Here is a 19,595-nt window from a genome sequence, read left to right as displayed (position 1 = left end):
TTGCGGATGTATTGGATTGTATGTTCCAAACTTAGCCAGCCCTTGGAGCCATTCACTTCGTAAAAAGCCGTGTTGGGTTTGTAGGCCACCGCATATTGTGCCGTGTGGTTGATGATTTGTTTGTTGAACTCAAAGGCGGGGTCGTCGGTGGCCAACAGTTCCTGTGGGATTTTGTCGAGGTCGGTGTCCAATCCTACGCAAAGAAAGGATTGCTTTTTCTTGATTTGTTCAAAAAGTTGATTTTTGTCCATGGTTATTCTAAGTTTTCTTTCATTTTTTCCGCATTCTCTGCCATTTGCAGCCTGTTGATGATTTCGTCGATGTCTCCATCCATGACGGCAGCTAAGTTAAAGACCGTCAGACCTTCCACGCGGTGGTCGGTGACACGGCCTTGCGGGAAGTTGTAGGTTCTGATTTTAGCCGAACGGTCGCCGGTAGAGACCATGGTTTTGCGTTTGGCGGAGATGTCGTTGATGTATTTTTGGTATTCCAAGTCGTAGATGCGTGTGCGCAGGCGCGACAAGGCCCTTTCCTTATTCTTGGGCTGGTCACGGGTTTCGGTGCATTCGATAAGGATTTCTTCGACAACACCAGTGTTGGGATTCTTCCACGGATAGCGCAGACGGACACCGGATTCCACCTTGTTCACGTTCTGACCGCCAGCACCGCCGCTGCGGAAAGTGTCCCAAGAGAGGCGCGACTGTTCCACTACGATTTCGATGCTGTCGTCGATAAGAGGCGTGACGAAGACCGATGCAAACGAGGTCATGCGCTTGCCTTGGGCGTTGTAGGGGCTGACACGCACCAAGCGGTGTACGCCGTTTTCGCCTTTCAGATAGCCGTATGCGTAGTCGCCTTCTATCTTCATGGTCACCGATTTGATACCGGCATCGTCGGATTCGAGCAAATCGCTGACGGTGACTTTATATTGATGGTTTTCGCCATAACGCATGTACATGCGCAGCAGGTCACCGGCGAACAGAGCCGCCTCGTCACCACCGGCACCAGCCTTCACCTCAAGAATGACGTTACGGCCATCATCCGGGTCACGCGGAATCAGCAGGCGGCGCAACTTCTCCTGAGCAACCTCCAGCTCCTCCTCCAGACCGGGAATCTCCGCCGCGAAATCCGGATCCTCATCAGCCATCTCGCGAGCAGCCTCAAGGTCGTCCTTCAGCGAAGTGTACTTGTTGTACGCAGTCACAATACCGGTCAGCTCCGCGTAACGGCGGCCCACACGGCGTGCCTTACCCTGGTTCGCCTGCACAGCGGGGTCGGCCAGCTGATTCTGCAGGTCAGCGTGCTCATCCAGCAGAACCTGAATAGATTCAAACATTCTGTTCTCTCTTCCATCTCCCGCACTTTACGCCGCACGGGCAGGCACTAGACATCTCACACCCCTCACAACGGGGATGCACAAAACGAACGGCTCACGCGCCCCACCCACAATCAGGAGGTGGGGCGCGTGAGATACGAGCCTTAGTCGACCAGACGCAGACCGTTCTTCTGAACCGTCAGAAGGAACTCCACGTTGCTTTCAGTCTTACGCAGCTGGTTGGTCAGAACACCCAGAGCCTGCTCAGGTTCCATACCCGCCAGGGCACGGCGCAGACCCCACATAATCTTGATCTCATCCGGGGAGAGCAGGTTCTCCTCGCGGCGAGTACCAGAAGCATTAATATCAACCGCCGGGAAGATACGCTTATCCGCCAGCTGACGGGACAGACGCAGCTCCATGTTACCGGTGCCCTTGAACTCTTCGAAGATCACTTCATCCATCTTCGAACCGGTCTCAACCAGGGCGGTAGCCAGGATGGTCAGCGAGCCGCCCTCTTCAATGTTGCGGGCAGCACCGAAGAACTTCTTCGGCGGGTACAGTGCAGCAGAATCCACACCACCAGACAGGATACGACCGGACGCGGGAGCCGCCAGGTTGTATGCGCGGCCCAGGCGGGTCATGGAGTCCAGCAGCACGACCACATCGTAGCCGAGCTCCACCATACGCTTCGCACGCTCAATAGCCAGCTCAGCCACAGTGGTGTGATCCTCAGCCGGGCGGTCGAAGGTCGAGGCAATAACCTCACCCTTGACGGTGCGCTGCATATCGGTCACTTCTTCAGGACGCTCATCCACCAGGACCATCATCAGGTACACGTCCGGGTTGTTCACGGTAATCGCGTTCGCAATGGACTGCAGCATGAGGGTCTTACCCGCCTTCGGCGGGGACACAATCAGACCACGCTGACCCTTACCAATCGGGGACACCAGGTCCACCACGCGGGTGCCCAGCTTCTTCGGGGTGGTCTCCAGGCGCAGACGCTCCTTGGGGTACAGCGGAGTCAGCTTCGAGAAGACGCGGCGGTTCGCTGCTTCCTCAACGCTCTGACCGTTAATCGCCTCAACCTGAACCAGCGCGTTGAAACGCTGGCGGTTGTTCGACTCACCCTCGCGCGGCACGCGAATCGCACCGAGCACGTGGTCACCCTTACGCAGGTTGTACTTCTTCACCTGAGCCAGAGAGACGTACACGTCGTTGGTGCCGGGCAGGTAGCCGGTGGTACGCACGAAAGCGTAGTTATCGAGAATGTCCAGAACACCCGAAATCGGTGCCAGCACATCGTCTTCGCTCAGGCGAGGCTCGTTCTCCTCGCGGCGGCGAGCCTGCTTCTCAGCACGCTCAGCCTGACGGTCACGCTTGGAACGGCGCTCAGTACGCTCGGCACGCTCTGCGCGTTCTGCACGCTCTGCGCGTTCTGCACGCTCAGCAGCCTTACGCTCGGCACGTTCACTACGCTCAGTGGTGCGCTCTGCACGCTCAGCCTGACGGTCACGCTTAGTGCGGCGCTCGGTACGCTCACCATCCTGATCACGGCGACGCTCACGAGTGCGGGTACGCTTCGAGCTCTTCTCACCGTCGGGGGTGCCAAAAGTCATATCCAGGGCAGCGTTCAGGCTGTCCAGGCTCGCGGTGCCGTCAGCGGTAGCAGCCTTCAGCTCAGCAGAGTTACCGGGCAGTTCAATCTGCTCCGAACGCTCGCCAATACGCTCAGCAGCCAGCTCAGCGCGCACATCCAGCGGAGGAAGCTCAGGGGGCTTCTCGTCCTTACGGGTGCGGGTGCGGCGGGTACGCTTCTCAGACTTCTCGTTCGCCTCAGTCTTCTCGGACTTCTCAGCCGATGCGTCCTCGCCCTCAGCGGCACGGCGAGCGCGCGCACGCTTCTGAGCGGGAGTCTCGTAACGGGAAGAACGGGTACGCTTCTCAGACTTTTCAGCCTTCTCAGCGCCCTCAGCGGGGGCTTCAGCAGCCTCAGCGTTTTCGGTCTTCTCAGCCTTCTCTGCCTTCGCCTCGGCGTCCTTCTGGGCGCGAGTACGGCGGGTACGGCGAGGCTTAGACTCTTCAGCCTTCTCAGCAGCGGGAGTCTGGGCAGATTCAGAAGCCTCAGCGGGCGCGTCAGACTTGGATGCTTCAGACTTGGGCGCAGCAGGAGCGGCTACGGCGCCACCACGCTGATGCTCCTCAAGAGCCTGAACCAGCTCAGCCTTCTTCAACTTCAGATAGCCTCGGATACCAAGCTGCTGGGCGAGGACACGCAGCTGCGCGACCTTCAAGTTCGCAAGTTCCGGTGCGGCAGCTTCCGTACCGTACTCATCGGTGACAACAATATTCTTTGCCAACTACAATTCCTTTGGTTATAAGCCCTGAAAATCTTCAGAATAAAGATCGGGCGGGCGCTATAGCGCGGTCAAAGGCTTAGACACTGCCGAAAGAAAACAGCAGTCTGCACCTTCGACTCCCTCGAACCGCACTGGAGGCGATTCGCGTCTCTTACCGTACCCGCTGATTCAGACACAGCGAGCACACACGGAAGATAAGGCGCTCTATCACAAATGTGGGCAAGCCCAAACCATCATCTATACGAACCATCTACGAAAGATGAAGAGGATGGATTGGTCACTTTGAAAGGGCACCCGCCGCGAAACCGAACCCCCCAGAAAAGTCTTCCCCTATGCGTCAGAAATAAAGAAAGACGTGAATCCCAAAGGCACTCCCCCGAACCCTGCCGGCTCCCGCCCAGATACAAAAAGCATCTGAGGCATCAGGGGAAACGGAAGTACGTTACGAAGGATAGTATCGACGGTCTACATTGAACGACGGGCGAACCTCAACATAGGACGAACTAATAACGTCCTACTGAGTAACTATAACACCTTCAGTATCAATTTCAAGGGGAAGAACCCGCCAGTTCAGGCGGCGATCCACAATAGCGCTGCACGGGTGAGTCGCCTCAAACTCGGCAATCGCTTCCTGAACCTGTCGCACCTGCTCATCGCCGTGCGCAAAGGTCAAAACGGTCGGGCCAGCACCAGAAATCACCGCAGCAAAACCCTGACTGCGCAGGTACGCAACCAGCACAGCGGACGGCTCCATCGCGGTCACGCGGTACCCCTGATGCAGGTAATCCACGGTCGCATCCATCAGGTACTCGGGAGCATCAGAGAGAGTGCGCACCAGCAACGCCGCACGAGCGGAGTTCGCCACCGCCTCAACGTGGGGCATCTGCGAAGGAATCAGCGAACGAGCAAGCTTCGTCGACACCTCATAATCGGGCACAGCCACCACAGGGTGAACATCAGGATGCACCGGAATAATCAGGGACTTCCAATTGCCCATCTCACCCCAAGACACCGACAGGTTGCCATAAATCGCCGGAGCCACATTATCCGGGTGGCCCTCCATATCGGAGGCGACCTGCAGCATCTGCTCACGGCTCAGACGGTGCTCTTCCGGCAGCAGACCGCTCGCCGCAGCCACACCCGCCACAATAGCCGACGCCGAAGAACCCATACCGCGAGAATGCGGAATCTTATTATCAGCAATCAGCTTCACCGGCGGCAGCTCATCCAAACCAGCCGCCGCAAAACCAGCCTTCATCGCCTGCAAAACCAGGTGGCTCTCATCGCGAGGAACATCCGCGCTACCCTCACCGCTGAGCTCAAACTCCAAACCGGACTCAATACGCTCAACAACCAGCTCATCATAGAAGCCAAGACCCAAACCCATGCTGTCATAGCCGGGGCCCAGGTTAGCGCTCGTAGCGGGAACACGAACCTTAACGGACGCGCCCACCGGAATATCAGAAATATGCAGGGAAGACATGAGAAGAACCTCGCGATCGGTGACGTACTGAGTGAATAGGTGAAAGATACAAAAAGGGGCTGTCATGCAGGTGCACCCCGCCCCGCAAAATGCGGGACGGAGTGCACATCGTAGTATGAACAGACTAGTTCAAATCAAGAATATCTGCCACAGCAACCACGTCGAAGGGAGCCTTAGTCGGCTCAACCTTCACACCGTTAACAGCCTCAAGAGCCCACTGCGGGTCCTTCAGACCGTGACCGGTCACGGTAATCACGATGGTCTTACCCTCGGGAGCTTCACCCGCGCGGTGCTTCTTCAGCAGACCCGCAACGCCAGCAGCCGAAGCCGGCTCCACGAAGACGCCCTCGCGGGCAGACAGCCAGCGGTGCGCCTCCAGAATCTCCTCATCGGTGACAGCCTCAATCACGCCGCCAGACTCGTCACGAGCAGCTTCAGCCTTCTCCCACGACGCGGGGTTACCGATACGGATCGCGGTCGCAATGGTCTCAGGAGCCTCAATCGGGTGACCGGCAACAATCGGTGCAGCACCAGCAGCCTGGAAGCCCCACATGATCGGACGCTTGGTCGCAACCGGCTCCAGAACCTTACCGTCACGGTTGGTGTAAGGCTCCGAGTACTCCTTGTAGCCCTTCCAGTACGCGGTGATGTTACCCGCGTTGCCAACCGGCAGCAGGTGGTAATCGGGAGCATCACCCAGGGTGTCAACAACCTCGAACGAACCGGTCTTCTGACCCTCAATACGGTAAGGGTTAACCGAGTTCACCAGGAACACCGGGTAGTTCTCGCTGAGCTTGCGAGCAATCTCCAGGCAGTTATCGAAGTTGCCGTCAATCTGAATGATGTCAGCACCGTGAGCGATAGCCTGAGACAGCTTACCCATGGAAATCTTGCCGTCCGGAACCAGCACTGCACAGCGCATACCAGCCTGCAGAGCGTACGCAGCAGCCGAAGCGGAAGTGTTACCGGTCGAAGCACACACAACAGCCTTCGCACCGTCACGCTTAGCGGCGGTCATCGCGCTGGTCATACCGCGGTCCTTGAACGAACCGGTCGGGTTCATACCCTCAAACTTCAGGTAAACGGTGTTACCGGTCTCAGCAGACAGTGCCGGCGCGTGAATCAGCGGGGTACCACCCTCGCCCAGGGTCACAGCCTTCACATCGTCCGCGAAAGGCAGACGGTCACGGTACTCATTGATAACGCCCTGCCACACGTGTGCCATTGGCTTCTCCTTCAATCTTGGCGCCCCGCCCGCCGAACCTTCCATAGGTTCGACGCGGTAGCGGGGACGCGGGTTAGTTAGTGAGCGATGCGCCTTCGGGCGCTCTTCGCAAGTTCAGGTGCGGCATGCGCCGCTAAGTAGCTAGTGCTTCTCAGACTCCACGCGGATAACCGAGTTCACCTCACGCACAGTGTCCAGAGCGTCAATCACAGCAATCGCACGGCGCAAATCGGAATCCTTCGCCGAATGGGTGACCATACGAATCTGAGCCGCACCCTCCTTCGGGGCGGACTGACGCAGAGAATCAATAGAAATACCGTGCTCAGTCAGGATACGGGTAATGTTCGCCAGAACGCCCAGGCGATCCTCCACCAAAACACCCACCGAGTAGCGAGACACCACGTTATCCAGGCTGGTTGCGTGCAGCTGCGCGTGGGAAGTCTCCGGAACACCGGGACCACCCAGCACCAGACGACGAGCCAGGGACACGAAGTCGCCCAGAACAGCCGAAGCAGTCGGAGCGCCACCCGCGCCGGGACCGTAGAACATCAGCTCGCCAGCGTTCTCTGCCTCAACAAACACAGCGTTGAACGCACCGTGCACGCCCGCCAGCGGGTGCTGACGAGGAATCAGGGTCGGGTTCACGCGAATGTTCGCGCCGCTCTCACCCTCACGCTCGCAAATAGCCAGCAGCTTGATGACGTAACCATCAGCATCCGCGGCAGCAACATCATCAGCGGTGATGGCGGTGATGCCCTCGGTGTGCACATCATCAATAGTGAACTTCGAATGGAACGCCAGAGAAGCAACAATCGCAGCCTTCGACGCGGCGTCGTGGCCCTCAACGTCAGCCGTCGGGTCAGCCTCCGCGTAGCCGAGCTTCTGAGCCTCAGCCAGTGCATCCGCGAAGGAAGCGCCGGTGGTGTCCATCTGATCAAGAATGTAGTTGGTGGTGCCGTTCATGATGCCCAGAACGCGGGTCACGCGGTCACCAGCCAGGGAGTCGCGCAGGGGGCGCAGAATCGGAATCGCACCCGCAACAGCAGCCTCGTAGGAAAGCTGAGCGCCAGACTCATCAGCGGCAGCCTGCAGCTCCACGCCGTGCTTAGCCAGCAGCGCCTTGTTACCGGAGACCACAGACTTACCCGCATTCAGAGCACGCAGAATGCGAGTGCGAGCCGGCTCAATACCGCCGGTCAGCTCGATGACCACATCCGCCGCGTCAATCAGGGATTCAGCGTCGGTGGTGTACAGCGAGGGGTCCGCATTCCAGTGGCGGGATGCATTAGTATCGCGCACGGCGATACCGATCAATTCCACGGGCGCACCAATGCGCTTTTCAAGGATGGCGTTATCCTCTACCAGGATGCGAGCAGCCTGGGAACCGACATTACCGGCACCAAGCAGTGCTACTTTGATCTTTTCAGCCACGATAGTCTCTTTCTACGGTCTGTTTCCGGGTTCGCCCCGGTATCTCTTCGGGCTAAGGCGCGGATGCGGCGCAGAGCACGCACCCAACAACCACTTTATCAAGAGGCGGCGACGGGGCTGCAGCCTCAAGCTGCGACTTTTACTCTCTGAGATGAGGTATCCCTCACAGTTATGAGGTGAACCTTATCTTCTGCAAAGTTTTGAACACAAAAACCGTGAAGACCCCGCCCGCAACCGCCACCTCACGGCGCGTATTGCAGGGACGGGAACTTCACGGTTTCTGGGGTTCTGAGCGTCTGGGGTTCTGAGCTAAGGACTTTAGATATCCGAACCCATATCCAGCGCCAACATATCCTCCTCACGCTGACGACGAATCATCACGCGCGAAGGCTGACCCTGCGCGGTCGCAATCACCGGCGGGCGAGTCAAGAAGTTATAGTTCGAACCCAGCACATAGCAGTACGCGCCGGTCGCCGGAACCGCCAGAATATCGCCAGCCTGCAGGTCAGCAGGCAGGTAGCAGTATCGGACCACCACATCGCCAGACTCGCAATGCTTACCCACCACACGAGAGAGCACCTGCTCCCCCACCGGGGCACGATTCGCCAGGGTCACCGAATAATCCGATTCGTACAGCACCGGGCGGGCGTTATCGCTCATACCGCCGTCCACCGAAACGTAGCGGCGCACGCGAATCTCGCCGTTCTCATCCTCAATGCTCACGTTCTTGATGGTGCCCACCGTGTACAGAGTCGCGCCCGAAGGACCAGAAATGGAACGGCCCGGCTCGAAAGACATGTGCGGAATCGCCATGCCCAGGCGCTCGCAGGTTGCCGCAACGGAAGCGGCAATCGACTCGGTCACCTCGGTAATGGAGCGGGGGTGATCCGCCTCGGTGTAGCCGATGCCGTAGCCGCCACCCAAATCCAGTTCAGGCAGGGTCACACCCAGGTCACGGTTGAGACGGTTCATGAACTCCAGTGCGGTAGTCGCCGCCTGTTCGAAGCCCTCCGCCTCAAAAATCTGCGAACCGATATGGCAGTGAATACCGCGGAAATCCAAAGAATCGGTCGCATTCAGAATCGCGGCAGCCAGCGCCGCGTAAGAATCGCTCGCCTCAACACCCCAGTACTCCAGCTCCTCCTCTTCCAAGCCGGCGAGCGCGGCGGTGCCGGGCTGCAGGGACATGCCGAACTTCTGATCCTCGTGAGCGGTCGCAATGGACTCGTGGGTCGAAGCATGCACACCGGGGGTGATGCGAATCAGCACCGGAACCGGGGCATAAGGCTCCTCGCCCTCAGCCACACGCTCGGCGGCAAGCTCGGCGTACACGCGCTCAATAAGCTTGAGCTCGTCCACCGAATCGGCCACCACGCGGCCCAGGCCGTTACGGATCGCGCGGGCAATCTCAGCCTCCGACTTGTTGTTACCGTGCAGGGCGATGTTCGCGCCGGGCACCTGCGCACGCAGAGCCAACGCCAGCTCGCCACCGGAGGCGGTATCCAGGCACAGCCCCTCCTCGGTCGCCCAGCGCGCCACCGCGGTGGACAGGAAGGACTTGCCGGCGTAGTAGACGCTGACCTTAGCACCGTGCGCGGCGAAAGCCTGCTCAAAAGCGGTGCGGTAGGCGCGGGCGCGGGCACGGAAGGTCGTCTCGGAGAAGACGTACTGCGGGGTTTCGTGCTCAGCAACCAGGTCGCTGACGGTCACGCCGTCAATGCAGAGCTCGCCCTGCTCATTGCGGGTGAAGGAATCAGTCCAGATGGTGCGGGACAGAGCCTCGGGGTGCTCGGGGTAGGTGAGCCATTCGGGGGCATAGAGGGCGCGGGCTTCGCTCATTGTGTCTCTTTCTTAGCTATCTTTCTTAGCTATCTTTGCCGGCATACGCTCAACCCCCGCCCAGTAGCACCGGGTCGGGGGTTGAAACGAGAGTATTACATGCGCTCGGGTGCGCTCACACCCAGCAGGTTCAGGCCGTTTGCCAGCACCTGCTGTGCTGCATTGTTCAGCAACAGGCGGGTACGGTGCAGGTCGGTGACCTCTTCATCAGCCTTGGGGGCGACGCGGGAGACACCGTACCAGCTGTGGTACGCCGAAGCGAGCTGCTCCAGGTAGCGGTTCACGCGGTGCGGCTCGTAGAACTTCGCGGCATCACGCACAGCAGCCGGGAACTGGCCGAGCACAGCCAGCAACTCACCGTCAGCAGCCGAATCGAGCAGGGAGGTGTCCACGCCGTCCTCAACCTTCACGCCAGCCTCCGCGGCGTTACGTGCCACAGCGGCGGTGCGTGCGTGAGCGTACTGCACGTAGTAGACCGGGTTCTCGTTGCTCTTGGAGGTCAGCAGACCCAGGTCAATGTCGATGGGGGTGTCCACCGAGTAGCGGGTCAGCTCGTAGCGTGCCGCGTCAACGCCAACGGCCTCGACCAGGTCCTCGAGGGTGACCACGGTGCCGGCACGCTTGGACATACGGACGGGCTTGCCGTCCTTGACCAAGTTCACCAACTGACCAATCATGACCTCAATCTGGTCGGCGCGGTAGCCAAGAATCTGGGCGATAGCCTTCAGGCGGCCCACGTAGCCGTTGTGGTCAGCACCGAGCATGTAAATCGCCACGTCGGCGGGGTTTACCGCACGGGTCATCTTGTCCTGGTAGTAGGCGATATCGCCCGCCACGTAGGCGTGGTTGCCGTCAGACTTGATGACCACGCGGTCCTTGTCGTCGCCGTAGTCGGTGGTGCGCATCCACCATGCGCCGTCGGCCTCGAAGAGCTGACCGTTCTCACGCATGGTCTCAAGCAGGGCGTCCACCTTGCCGCCCTCGAACACAGAGTTCTCATGGAAGAACACGTCAAAGTGGGTGCCGAATGCCGCCAGGGACTCCTTGATCTGATCGAACATCAGGTGAGTACCGATTTCGCGGAAAATCTCTTCGGGGTTCTCAGCCTCAAGCGCATCGGGGCGCTGAGCCAGAATCTGGTCCTTAATGTCAACAATGTACGCACCAGCGTAGCCGTCCTCAGGGGTCTCCTCACCGCGGGCAGCGGCAATCAGGGAGCGCACGAAACGGTCAATCTGGGTGCCGTGGTCGTTGAAGTAGTATTCACGCACGACGTTAGCGCCCTCAGCCTCAAGGACGCGGGCGAGCGCATCACCGACGGCGGCCCAGCGGGTACCGCCCAGGTGGATGGGGCCGGTGGGGTTCGCGGAGACGAACTCAAGGTTGATGGTCTTACCGGCGAACTTATCGCTGCGGCCGTATGCTTCGCCAGCCTCAACGATGGTTGCGGCAAGCTCGCCAGCAGCCGCGGCGTCCAGGGTGATGTTCAGGAAGCCGGGGCCAGCAATATCTACGGATGCAACACCGGGGATAGCACCAATCTTCTCTGCCAGAAGAGCTGCCGCCTCACGCGGGTTCTTGCCCACCTTCTTGGCGAGCTGCAGAGCGACGTTGGTGGCCCAGTCGCCGTGTTCGCGGGACTTGGGGCGCTCCACTCGGACGGCGGGCAGTTCAGCGCCCTCCACGAGGGTCAGCTGGCCGGAGGAAATGGTTTCTTCTAGGGCAAGCGCAATGGCTTCGGAGAGTTCTTCAGGAGTCATAAGAACCTATTCTAGCAAGCATTGGGCCGGGGCTGACCGTTTATCTAGTGCTTATCTGATACCATAAGTGGGTTGCCTCTGTAGCTCAGCGGATTAGAGCACCAGTTTCCGGTACTGGGGGTCGAAGGTTCGAATCCTTTCAGGGGCACGATGTTCTTATTCGAGAGGGAACACGGGAGCCGATATCCGAGGCGTATTGTTCGGGTATCGGCTCCTTTTTATTTAACTGACTATGCCGGGTGGGCTCATGTCTGACAGACCCCGCTTCAACCTCAGAGGGTGGACACTACCCGCCTCCCTATTGTGGCAACGCTCGCACCCTTGAGAGAATGGGGAAACGCGCACACCGTTCACATCAGCACGGCCCAAGTCACGACAGCGGAGGTAACCCGATGACCACCATGCGCCAGATTCAGCTCACCGAGTGGGGCGATGAAAGCGTTCTGCACGAAGCAAACGTGCCCATCCCCTCGCCGGTGCGCGGTCACGTGCTCATCAAGACGGTTGCCGCCGGTGTCAACCCGATTGATGTGACCACCCGCAAGGGTCTGGGTCCTGCCGCTCAGCTGGCAGATCCGTCGTACAAGCCCTTCGTGCCCGGCTGGGATGTTGCCGGCACCGTGGTTGCTACCGCCGGCGACTACACGGGTTTCAAGGTGGGCGACGGCGTATTTGGTCTTGTTTCTTTCCCCTCCCCCGCCGGTGCGTACGCCGAGTATGTTCTCGCCCCGGCGCATCAGCTGGTGAAGGTGCCCGCCGATGTTCCCTGCGCGCAATTGGGCGGCGCTCCCCTGGCGGCGCTGACCGCATACCAGGCGCTCTTTGAGGTGGCGCGACTGAAGGAAGGCGAGCGCGTACTCATTCATGCCGGTGCCGGAGGCGTCGGTCACCTCGCCGTTCAGTTGGCGGCTCAGGCTGGCGCTCAGGTTTTTGCGACCGCCTCCGCGGCGAACCACGAGTTTGTGCGCTCGCTGGGTGCCCAGCCCATTGATTACCGCACCGAAGATTTCCGTGCCGTACTGGGTCAGACCATGGATGTGGTGCTCAATTCCACCGGTCAGCAGACCTTCCTCGACTCGCTGGAGGTGCTGGTTCCCGGCGGCCGTATTGTCACCCTGACCAGCCCCGACCCGCTGGATGTTGCGCGTGAGCGTGGCTTCGAGGCGCAGTGGCTGACGGTTCACCCGGACCGTGTGCAGATGCAGGAGATTGCCCGCCTCATGTCCCTGGGTCTGTTAAAGGTGCGTGTGGATCAGGTGCTTGATTTTTCGCAGGCTGCGCAGGCTCACGCCCTGGTGGCGACGGGTCGCACCCGCGGCAAGATCGTACTGGTTCCCTAACGCGGCGCTGATTTATGCAGACTTCCGAGAGCGCGCCGAAGATTGAGGGCGCAATGAACGCTGAGGGTGCGATGAACGCTGAGAATACCGAGTACCGCTCCGGTTTCTACCGCGAGGCGGGCTTTTACGATGCCCACTCGCTACCCGACTACGGCGCGCAGTCGCCGGTAACTCGCGAGGCGTTCGCCTACGATTTCTTCCCCGCGGCTGCCGAAACTTCACCTGCTGAAACTTCACCTGCCGAGGCTTCTTCCCCCGCGCCGCTGCTAGTGTGGGTTCACGGTGGTGCCTGGCGCTTCGGCACCAACCAGGCCCTCCGCGACACTACTCTGCGCACCCCCGCCGGGGAGCAGCCCAATGCCCAGGCGCTCATGCGCGCCGCTTTTCAGCAGGCAGGCTGGGCGGTCGCCTCCATCAACTACCGGTATTCGCATCAGGCGCTCTTTCCGGGCGCACTGCACGATGTGAAGGAGGCGGTGCGTTTCTTCCGCGCCAACGCGCACAAGTTCGGTATTGACCCGCGGCGCATTGCGGTAGCTGGCGGAAGCGCCGGCGGGCACCTGAGCATGCTGGCCGCCTACACGGGAGATTCCAGCGTTAAGAATTCTGCAAGCGTACCCGAGCACGAGGAATACTTTGAAGGCAGGGCGGCGAGCGCCTACCCGTCCCATAGTTCGCAGGTGGCGGCGGCGGCTTCGTTTTACGGGGTCAGCGATTTGAGGACCATCTTCACCGATCGCCCCCTGGCTGGCTACGCTCTCGATCACCCCGAAGATGATGGCGCCGAATGGCGACTGCTGGGAAGCACCTACCCGGTCCCCGCAGATGCGTCTGCTATCGACGCGTCCAAGGGTGAGCTGGCGGTTCCGGGTATCTACATCGAACGCGCCCAAAAGAACTGGGAGCGTGCGCATCCTATTGATGCGGTACGCCCCCAGAAAAGAGTGAACCTGAAACGAGTGAATAAGTTCGAAAGTGCCTCTGCACAGGAAGCGAGCGCCAACGCCACGCCCCTCATGCTCGTGCACGGTATTAGTGATTCGTGTGTGCCGTACCAGCAATCGGTGCGGGTGTATCAGGCGCTGCGCACGCGGCAGGTGCCTACCGATTTGGTGCTGGTTCCGGATGCCGAACACGGGGATTCGCGCTGTTTTAGCCCCGAGATTGTTCAGCAGATGCTGCAATTTCTGAACCGTACTGTCTAATCAGAGTGAATGACCAGACGGTGAATGATTCAGACGATGATTGACCAGATGCGGGTTTAGCGAGCGCGGCGGTTCACGTATTCGTGCTCAAGGCGGTACCGTTCGAGGTCGTCAAAAGCAACGCGACGGTGCGTGTTAATGCGCTCGAACGGAATATCTCCGCGCTCCAGCAGGCGAACAACGGTCGGGCGGGATACGCCCAGGTAGTCTGCCGCCTCCTGCGTGGTCATCAGGCGGTCCTGGCGTACCACACAGACATCCTTGCGGTCGGCGAATGCGCGGGCTACGGAGGTGAGGGGTCCGTACATTTCGGGGGAAATCTGTACGCGCTCGCCGTCGCCGGTGACCAGGTAGAGGGTTTCTTCGGCGCTGAGGCGGTCGAAGTGGGTGCGCAGACTCGCGTGAACGAGGGCTTGGAAGAGTTCTTCGCAGCGGTGGTGAATTTCTTCGTGCTGCCCATCTTCGCAGTAATCCAACACTGCAGCACGTGTTGCCGGGTACGTCTTTGGTGATGGCATAGTCACTCCTTCGTTACTGTGTTATTCACCACTGTAGCAGTTGAACGAAACTATCGAAAGAAAGTTAAGAAGCACAGTTAATTCGCATCTGTAGTGCATATAATTCAGGTGAATATTTATTAGCTACTTAGATAGCATTTGATGTTATTTATTGTATCTTAACTGCCCTTTTGGGGGCCATCATTCCGCCGCTGCCCGTCCGGGGCTCACGCGAACAAACCCAAATATGACAAACAAAGCACACCCCAAGCCCACCGCGGGCAAGGCGAGTACACTGGATAGGATATGTCTGAGCAGAAATCCACGAAGAAACACGCAGATACTTCTAAGGCCCCCCGCACCGCCCCCACCATGGCGAGCATGGCAGCCGCAATCCACGCGGCAAAGGTACGATCCTCCGAAAAACCCAGCGCAAAAACCGGCGAAAAGACCGCAGCTAAAACCGCTGAGAACAACGCGGTAAATAACGGCACTCCGAAGAAGGGTGCGCAGAAGAACAGCGCCCAGAAGAATAACGCAGACCGCAAGAACTCCTCCCGCGGCGCATCCGAACGCAACCCCAACGCTTCCCGCTCCAACCGACGCGGAGGCGGTCCCAACCGCGCCCGCAAGCAGGGCAACCAGCAGGGCGGCAACCAAAGCAACCAGGGCAACCAGCAGAACCGCCCGGCACCGCGCCGCTACGAGCCGCTCATCCCCGAGGTCATCACCTACCCCGAAGAGCTGCCCGTCAGCGAACGCCGCGAAGACATCATGAACGCGATCCGCGACAACCAGGTCGTCATCATCGCGGGTGAAACCGGCTCCGGTAAAACCACCCAGATCCCCAAAATGTGCCTCGACCTGGGCCTGGGAGAGAAGGGCCTCATCGGCCACACCCAGCCGCGCCGACTCGCCGCACGCTCCGTCGCCGAACGCATCGCCGAAGAACTCGGACAGAAAATCGGCGAAACCGTCGGCTACCAGGTGCGATTCACCTCCGAAGTTGGCGAACACAGCGCTATCAAGCTCATGACCGACGGCATTCTGCTCGCCGAAATTCAGAACGACAAGCTGCTGCGCCGCTACTCCACCCTCATCATTGACGAGGCGCACGAACGCAGCCTGAACATTGACTTCATCCTCGGCTACCTCAAGCGCATCCTGCCGCAGCGCCCGGACCTGAAGGTCATCATCACCTCCGCGACCATCGACCCGGAGCGTTTCGCGCGCCACTTCTCCCCCAGCTACGTGCCGGGCAAGGGCATCGTCGACGAAAACCTCAGCGCCGAAGAACGCGAAATCGCCGAAGCGATCCTGCCCGACGACGCGCCGCCCATCATTGAGGTGTCCGGCCGAACCTACCCAGTCGAAATCCGCTACCGCCCGCTCGACGAGGAAGACTACCTCAGCGACGACGAAATCGAAGACGACCACGATCCCACCGACGGCATCCTCGACGCCATCAAGGAACTGTCCAAGGAAGCCCCCGGCGACATCCTCATCTTCTTCTCCGGTGAACGCGAAATCCGCGACGCCAAAGACGCTATCGAGGCGATGGTCGCCAAGTCGCCGCGCCTGAACTACGAAGTGCTGCCCCTGTACGCGCGCCTCTCGCTCGCCGAACAGCACCGCGTGTTCTCCCCCGGATCGCGCCCGCGCATCGTGCTCGCCACGAACGTTGCCGAAACCTCGCTGACCGTACCCGGCATCAAGTACGTCATCGACACCGGCACCGCCCGCATCTCCCGCTACTCGGCACGCACCAAGGTTCAGCGCCTGCCCATCGAACGCATCTCGCAGGCAAGCGCCAACCAGCGTTCCGGTCGATGCGGCCGCGTCAGCGACGGCATCGCAATCCGCCTCTACTCCGAAGAAGACTTCAACTCGCGCCCCGAGTTCACCGACCCCGAAATTCTGCGCACCAATCTCGCGGCCGTCATCCTGCAGATGATTGCAATCGGCGTGGTCCGCGAACCCGGCGATATCTCCCGCTTCCCGTTCGTGCAGCCGCCCGCCTCCCGCGCCATCAACGACGGCGTGAACCTGCTGCGCGAACTCGGCGCGCTCACCGAACGACCCCGCGCACCCCGCAAGGGCCGCGGCAATAGCGCAACCCTCACCGCCATCGGCCGAGCCATGGCGGCATTCCCCGTGGACCCGCGCCTCGCCCGCATGATCATCGAAGGCGGCCGCCGCAACTGCGCCAAGGAAATGATGGTGCTCGCCGCCGCTCTGACCATCCAGGACCCGCGCGAACGCCCCGCCGACGTACGCGCCGAAGCAGACGCCATGCACGCCCGCTTCATCGACGACACCTCCGACTTCTCCTCCTTCCTGCTGCTCTGGGACTACATCAACGAGCAGCAGGCGGCGCTGTCCTCCTCGCAACTACGCAAAATGTGCCACCGCGAATACATCAACTACCTGCGCATCCGCGAATGGCAAGACCTCTTCGCCCAGCTACGCGAAATGGGACGCACCGCCAATATCCACGCCAGCGGCGGCAGGGACATCAACGCCTCCGCCCACGAGGTAGACATCCACAAGAGCCTGCTCTCCGGCCTGCTCTCGCACGTGGGCGTCAAAGAAGAACGCGAAAAGGACTCCAAGGGACGCAACCGCGGCCCCCGCGAATACCTCGGCGCACGCGGCACCAAGTTCGCAATCTTCCCCGGCTCCGGCCTGTTCAAAAAGAGCCCCGACTGGGTGCTCTCCGCCGAACTCGTCGAAACCTCCCGCCTGTGGGCGCGCACCAACGCCTCCATCGACCCGCAGTGGATCGAAGAAATCGGCAAACACCTCATCAGCGTGCAATACTCCGAACCGCACTGGTCGCTCAGCTCCGGCGCGGCAGTCGCCTACGCCAAGGGCACCCTCTTCGGCCTGACCATCTACGCCGACCGCCCCGTGCAGTACGCCCGCGTAGACACCGCCGCAGCCCGCGAACTGTTCATCCAGTCCGCCCTCGTCGAAGGCCAATGGCACACCCAGCACAAGTTCTACCTGCGCAACCAGCGCGCCCTCGCCGAAGTCGAAGAACTCGAAGCACGCCTGCGCCGCCGCGACCTGCGCGTAGACGACTCCGTGCTCTTCGCCTTCTACGACGCCCGCATCCCCGCCCACGTGACCGATGTGCGCGCCTTCGACAAGTGGTGGAAGCAGGCACGTCTCGAAGACGACAACTACCTGGACTTCAACCCCGAAAAGCTCATCAACGAGGAAGCCGCCGACTACGACGACTCGCAGTTCCCCCGCCAGTGGGTGCAGCGCACCGACAGCGGCGAACTGACCCTCGACCTGCGCTACGAATACGCCCCCACCGCAGGTGTAGGAGGCGCCCGCACCGAAGCCGCCAAGCGCGACGGTGTGGCCGTGCAGGTGCCGATTCTCTTCCTCAACCAGCTGAGCCCCGAACCGTTCCGCTGGCAGATCCCCGGCCTGCGCCACGAACTCGTCACCGCACTCATCAAGTCGCTGCCCAAGGCGATTCGACGCAACTTCGTGCCCGCACCCGACGTGGCACGCGCCGCCTGCGCCGCCCTCGAAGAGGACTACTCCCCCGCCACCGACGAACTCATCCCCTCCCTGGCACTCGTACTACGCCGCCTGCGCGGCGTGGTCGTCGAGCCCGAAGCCTTCAACTGGGACGCCGTGCCCGAACACCTGAAAATGGGATTCCAGGTGCGCAACGCACGCAACAAAATCCTCGGCGAAGGCAAAGACCTGCGCGCCCTGCAGCAACAGCTCCACAAGGAGATTCGTAGCGCCCTCGCCGACTCGCTCGGCGCATCCGACGACACCATGGCAAAGATGGTGGCGCTCGCCCAGGGCGGTTCGGGCAACTCGGGCAGCTCGGACAGCTCCGCGGCTTCTGCGAAGAAGGGCGCGAAAAACGCACAGGGCGGCACCGCCCAGGCGGCACAACCGACCGATGCACACGGTTCGCAGGTACGCGAAATCAGCGGCCTCACCGAATTCCCCGCCGACCTCTTCCCCAACGGAGAGATTCCCCGCAAGGTACAGCGCATCATCGCCACCCAGGCAGTCAACGGCTACCCCGCCCTCGTCGACGAAGAAACCAGCGTAGGCCTGCGCATCTTCCCCACCGAAGCCGAACAGCTCCACGCCCAGCGCCGCGGCATCATCCGCCTGCTCCAACTGCAGGTGCCCTCGCCCGTACGCTACGTGAGCGAACACCTCTCCCACAAGGAGAAAATCGTCTTCACGCAGAACCCGCACGGCTCCATCGACGAACTCATCCGCGACTGCACCGTCGCGGCACTCGACCACCTCGTGCCGCACACCCCCATCTTCACGCACGCCGAATACAGTGAACTCTACGAGCACGTGCGCGCAGAACTCATCGAGACGGTCTTCGACGTCACCAAGCTCGTTGCCGAAATCCTCTCTGAAGCCACCGCGCTGAAGAAGGCCATCAAGAAGGCAACCTCGCTGACGACCATGCACGCCGTCTCCGACGTGAAGGCACAGATGGAGAACCTCGTCTACCCCGGATTCGTGGCGAAAACCGGCTACGACCAGCTGGTTCACATCCCGCGCTACCTCAAGGCCGCCCAGGTGCGCCTGACGAAGCTCGGCCCGAACCTGCACCGCGACAACCAGCTCATGCTCACCGTGCAAGACCTGGAAGACTCCTACGATAACGCGGTCAAGTCGCTACCGGCAGGCACCATCGTGCCGGATGCGCTCCGCCGCGTGAACTGGATGATTGAGGAGCTGCGCGTCAGCTTCTTCGCCCAGGAGCTTGGTACCGCCTACACGGTGTCTGAGAAGCGCATTGCGAAGGCTCAGCGTGAGGCGCTGGACGCCATCAAGCGCTAGGTAATACAAAGAGTCCCCCGCACGATCACCTCGTGTGGGGGACTCTTTCGTATCTATGGGTTTCAGTGCCCTGTGGGTCGGCAAGCTATGCACTTCCTCCGCTCCTGCAGGGGCACCCGCCGCCCCGGACGCTCCGCTCTTCCTTGCTTCGCTGCGGAGAGCGCCCGGGGCGGCACCCTGATGTCGCTTCCGGAAGGCATAGCCGCCTCCCACCCGTGAATTGGCAAGAGCGCGCAGAGGGGCCGGTGTCCTCCGTAGTGACATCAGGGTGCCCGAAGCGAAGCGAGGGCGGGTT

The 19,595-nt window shown here is 60.6% G+C and carries 11 protein-coding genes, 1 tRNA gene and 1 pseudogene; 4 read left to right on the top strand and 9 right to left on the bottom strand.

Going from position 1 to position 19,595, the window contains the following annotated elements; all coding sequences use genetic code 11:
* The 8 genes and pseudogenes from Q0216_RS08385 to argS all read right to left on the bottom strand — a co-directional run.
* A pseudogene (locus tag Q0216_RS08385) lies at positions 1–251 on the bottom strand (hypothetical protein); the annotation flags it as partial.
* A 2-nt stretch (positions 252–253) separates the two neighbouring features.
* Complete coding sequence (locus Q0216_RS08380; RefSeq protein ID WP_298594489.1) at positions 254–1,336, bottom strand: PCRF domain-containing protein; 1,083 nt, start codon at positions 1,334–1,336, stop codon at positions 254–256.
* A 143-nt stretch (positions 1,337–1,479) separates the two neighbouring features.
* Positions 1,480–3,675, bottom strand: a complete 2,196-nt coding sequence (gene rho, locus Q0216_RS08375) for a transcription termination factor Rho (RefSeq protein WP_298594488.1) — start codon at positions 3,673–3,675, stop codon at positions 1,480–1,482.
* A gap of 514 nt (positions 3,676–4,189) precedes the next feature.
* Complete coding sequence (gene thrB, locus Q0216_RS08370) at positions 4,190–5,158, bottom strand: homoserine kinase (protein ID WP_298594487.1); 969 nt, start codon at positions 5,156–5,158, stop codon at positions 4,190–4,192.
* A 124-nt stretch (positions 5,159–5,282) separates the two neighbouring features.
* Positions 5,283–6,383 (bottom strand): threonine synthase, encoded by a 1,101-nt coding sequence (gene thrC / locus Q0216_RS08365; RefSeq protein WP_044150573.1) that lies wholly within the window; start codon positions 6,381–6,383, stop codon positions 5,283–5,285.
* 141 nt (positions 6,384–6,524) lie between these two features.
* Positions 6,525–7,814: a homoserine dehydrogenase gene (locus Q0216_RS08360; protein WP_298594486.1), complete on the bottom strand. Its 1,290-nt coding sequence runs from the start codon at positions 7,812–7,814 to the stop codon at positions 6,525–6,527.
* Between the two features lie 318 nt (positions 7,815–8,132).
* A complete protein-coding gene (locus Q0216_RS08355) occupies positions 8,133–9,653 on the bottom strand; it encodes a diaminopimelate decarboxylase (protein WP_298594484.1) in 1,521 nt (506 codons plus the stop codon).
* A 95-nt stretch (positions 9,654–9,748) separates the two neighbouring features.
* Positions 9,749–11,413 carry an arginine--tRNA ligase gene (argS, locus tag Q0216_RS08350; protein WP_296704392.1) on the bottom strand — a complete coding sequence of 555 codons (1,665 nt, stop codon included), beginning with the start codon at positions 11,411–11,413 and terminating at the stop codon, positions 9,749–9,751.
* Between the two features lie 74 nt (positions 11,414–11,487).
* On the opposite strand from argS, the gene Q0216_RS08345 reads away from it, so the two are divergent.
* The 3 genes from Q0216_RS08345 to Q0216_RS08335 all read left to right on the top strand — a co-directional run bounded on the left by Q0216_RS08345 (position 11,488) and on the right by Q0216_RS08335 (position 13,958).
* Positions 11,488–11,561: transfer RNA gene (locus Q0216_RS08345), tRNA-Arg, on the top strand.
* 244 nt (positions 11,562–11,805) lie between these two features.
* Positions 11,806–12,753 carry an NADP-dependent oxidoreductase gene (locus tag Q0216_RS08340; protein WP_298594481.1) on the top strand — a complete coding sequence of 316 codons (948 nt, stop codon included), beginning with the start codon at positions 11,806–11,808 and terminating at the stop codon, positions 12,751–12,753.
* A 14-nt stretch (positions 12,754–12,767) separates the two neighbouring features.
* Complete coding sequence (locus Q0216_RS08335) at positions 12,768–13,958, top strand: alpha/beta hydrolase (protein WP_298594479.1); 1,191 nt, start codon at positions 12,768–12,770, stop codon at positions 13,956–13,958.
* Positions 13,959–14,014: 56 nt separating this feature from the next.
* Here the strand turns inward: Q0216_RS08335 and Q0216_RS08330 are convergent, their stop codons facing one another.
* Positions 14,015–14,476 carry a helix-turn-helix domain-containing protein gene (locus tag Q0216_RS08330; RefSeq protein WP_298594477.1) on the bottom strand — a complete coding sequence of 154 codons (462 nt, stop codon included), beginning with the start codon at positions 14,474–14,476 and terminating at the stop codon, positions 14,015–14,017.
* A gap of 285 nt (positions 14,477–14,761) precedes the next feature.
* Here Q0216_RS08330 and hrpA point away from each other — a divergent pair, with 285 nt between their 5' ends.
* Positions 14,762–19,300 carry an ATP-dependent RNA helicase HrpA gene (hrpA, locus tag Q0216_RS08325; RefSeq protein WP_298594475.1) on the top strand — a complete coding sequence of 1,513 codons (4,539 nt, stop codon included), beginning with the start codon at positions 14,762–14,764 and terminating at the stop codon, positions 19,298–19,300.
* Positions 19,301–19,595 lie beyond the last annotated feature (295 nt).

The organism is uncultured Rothia sp. (assembly GCF_937976295.1).
Classification (GTDB): domain Bacteria; phylum Actinomycetota; class Actinomycetes; order Actinomycetales; family Micrococcaceae; genus Rothia.
The sequence above is the reverse complement of the archived record's forward strand: the minus strand, read 5'-3'. Positions and strand labels throughout refer to the sequence as shown.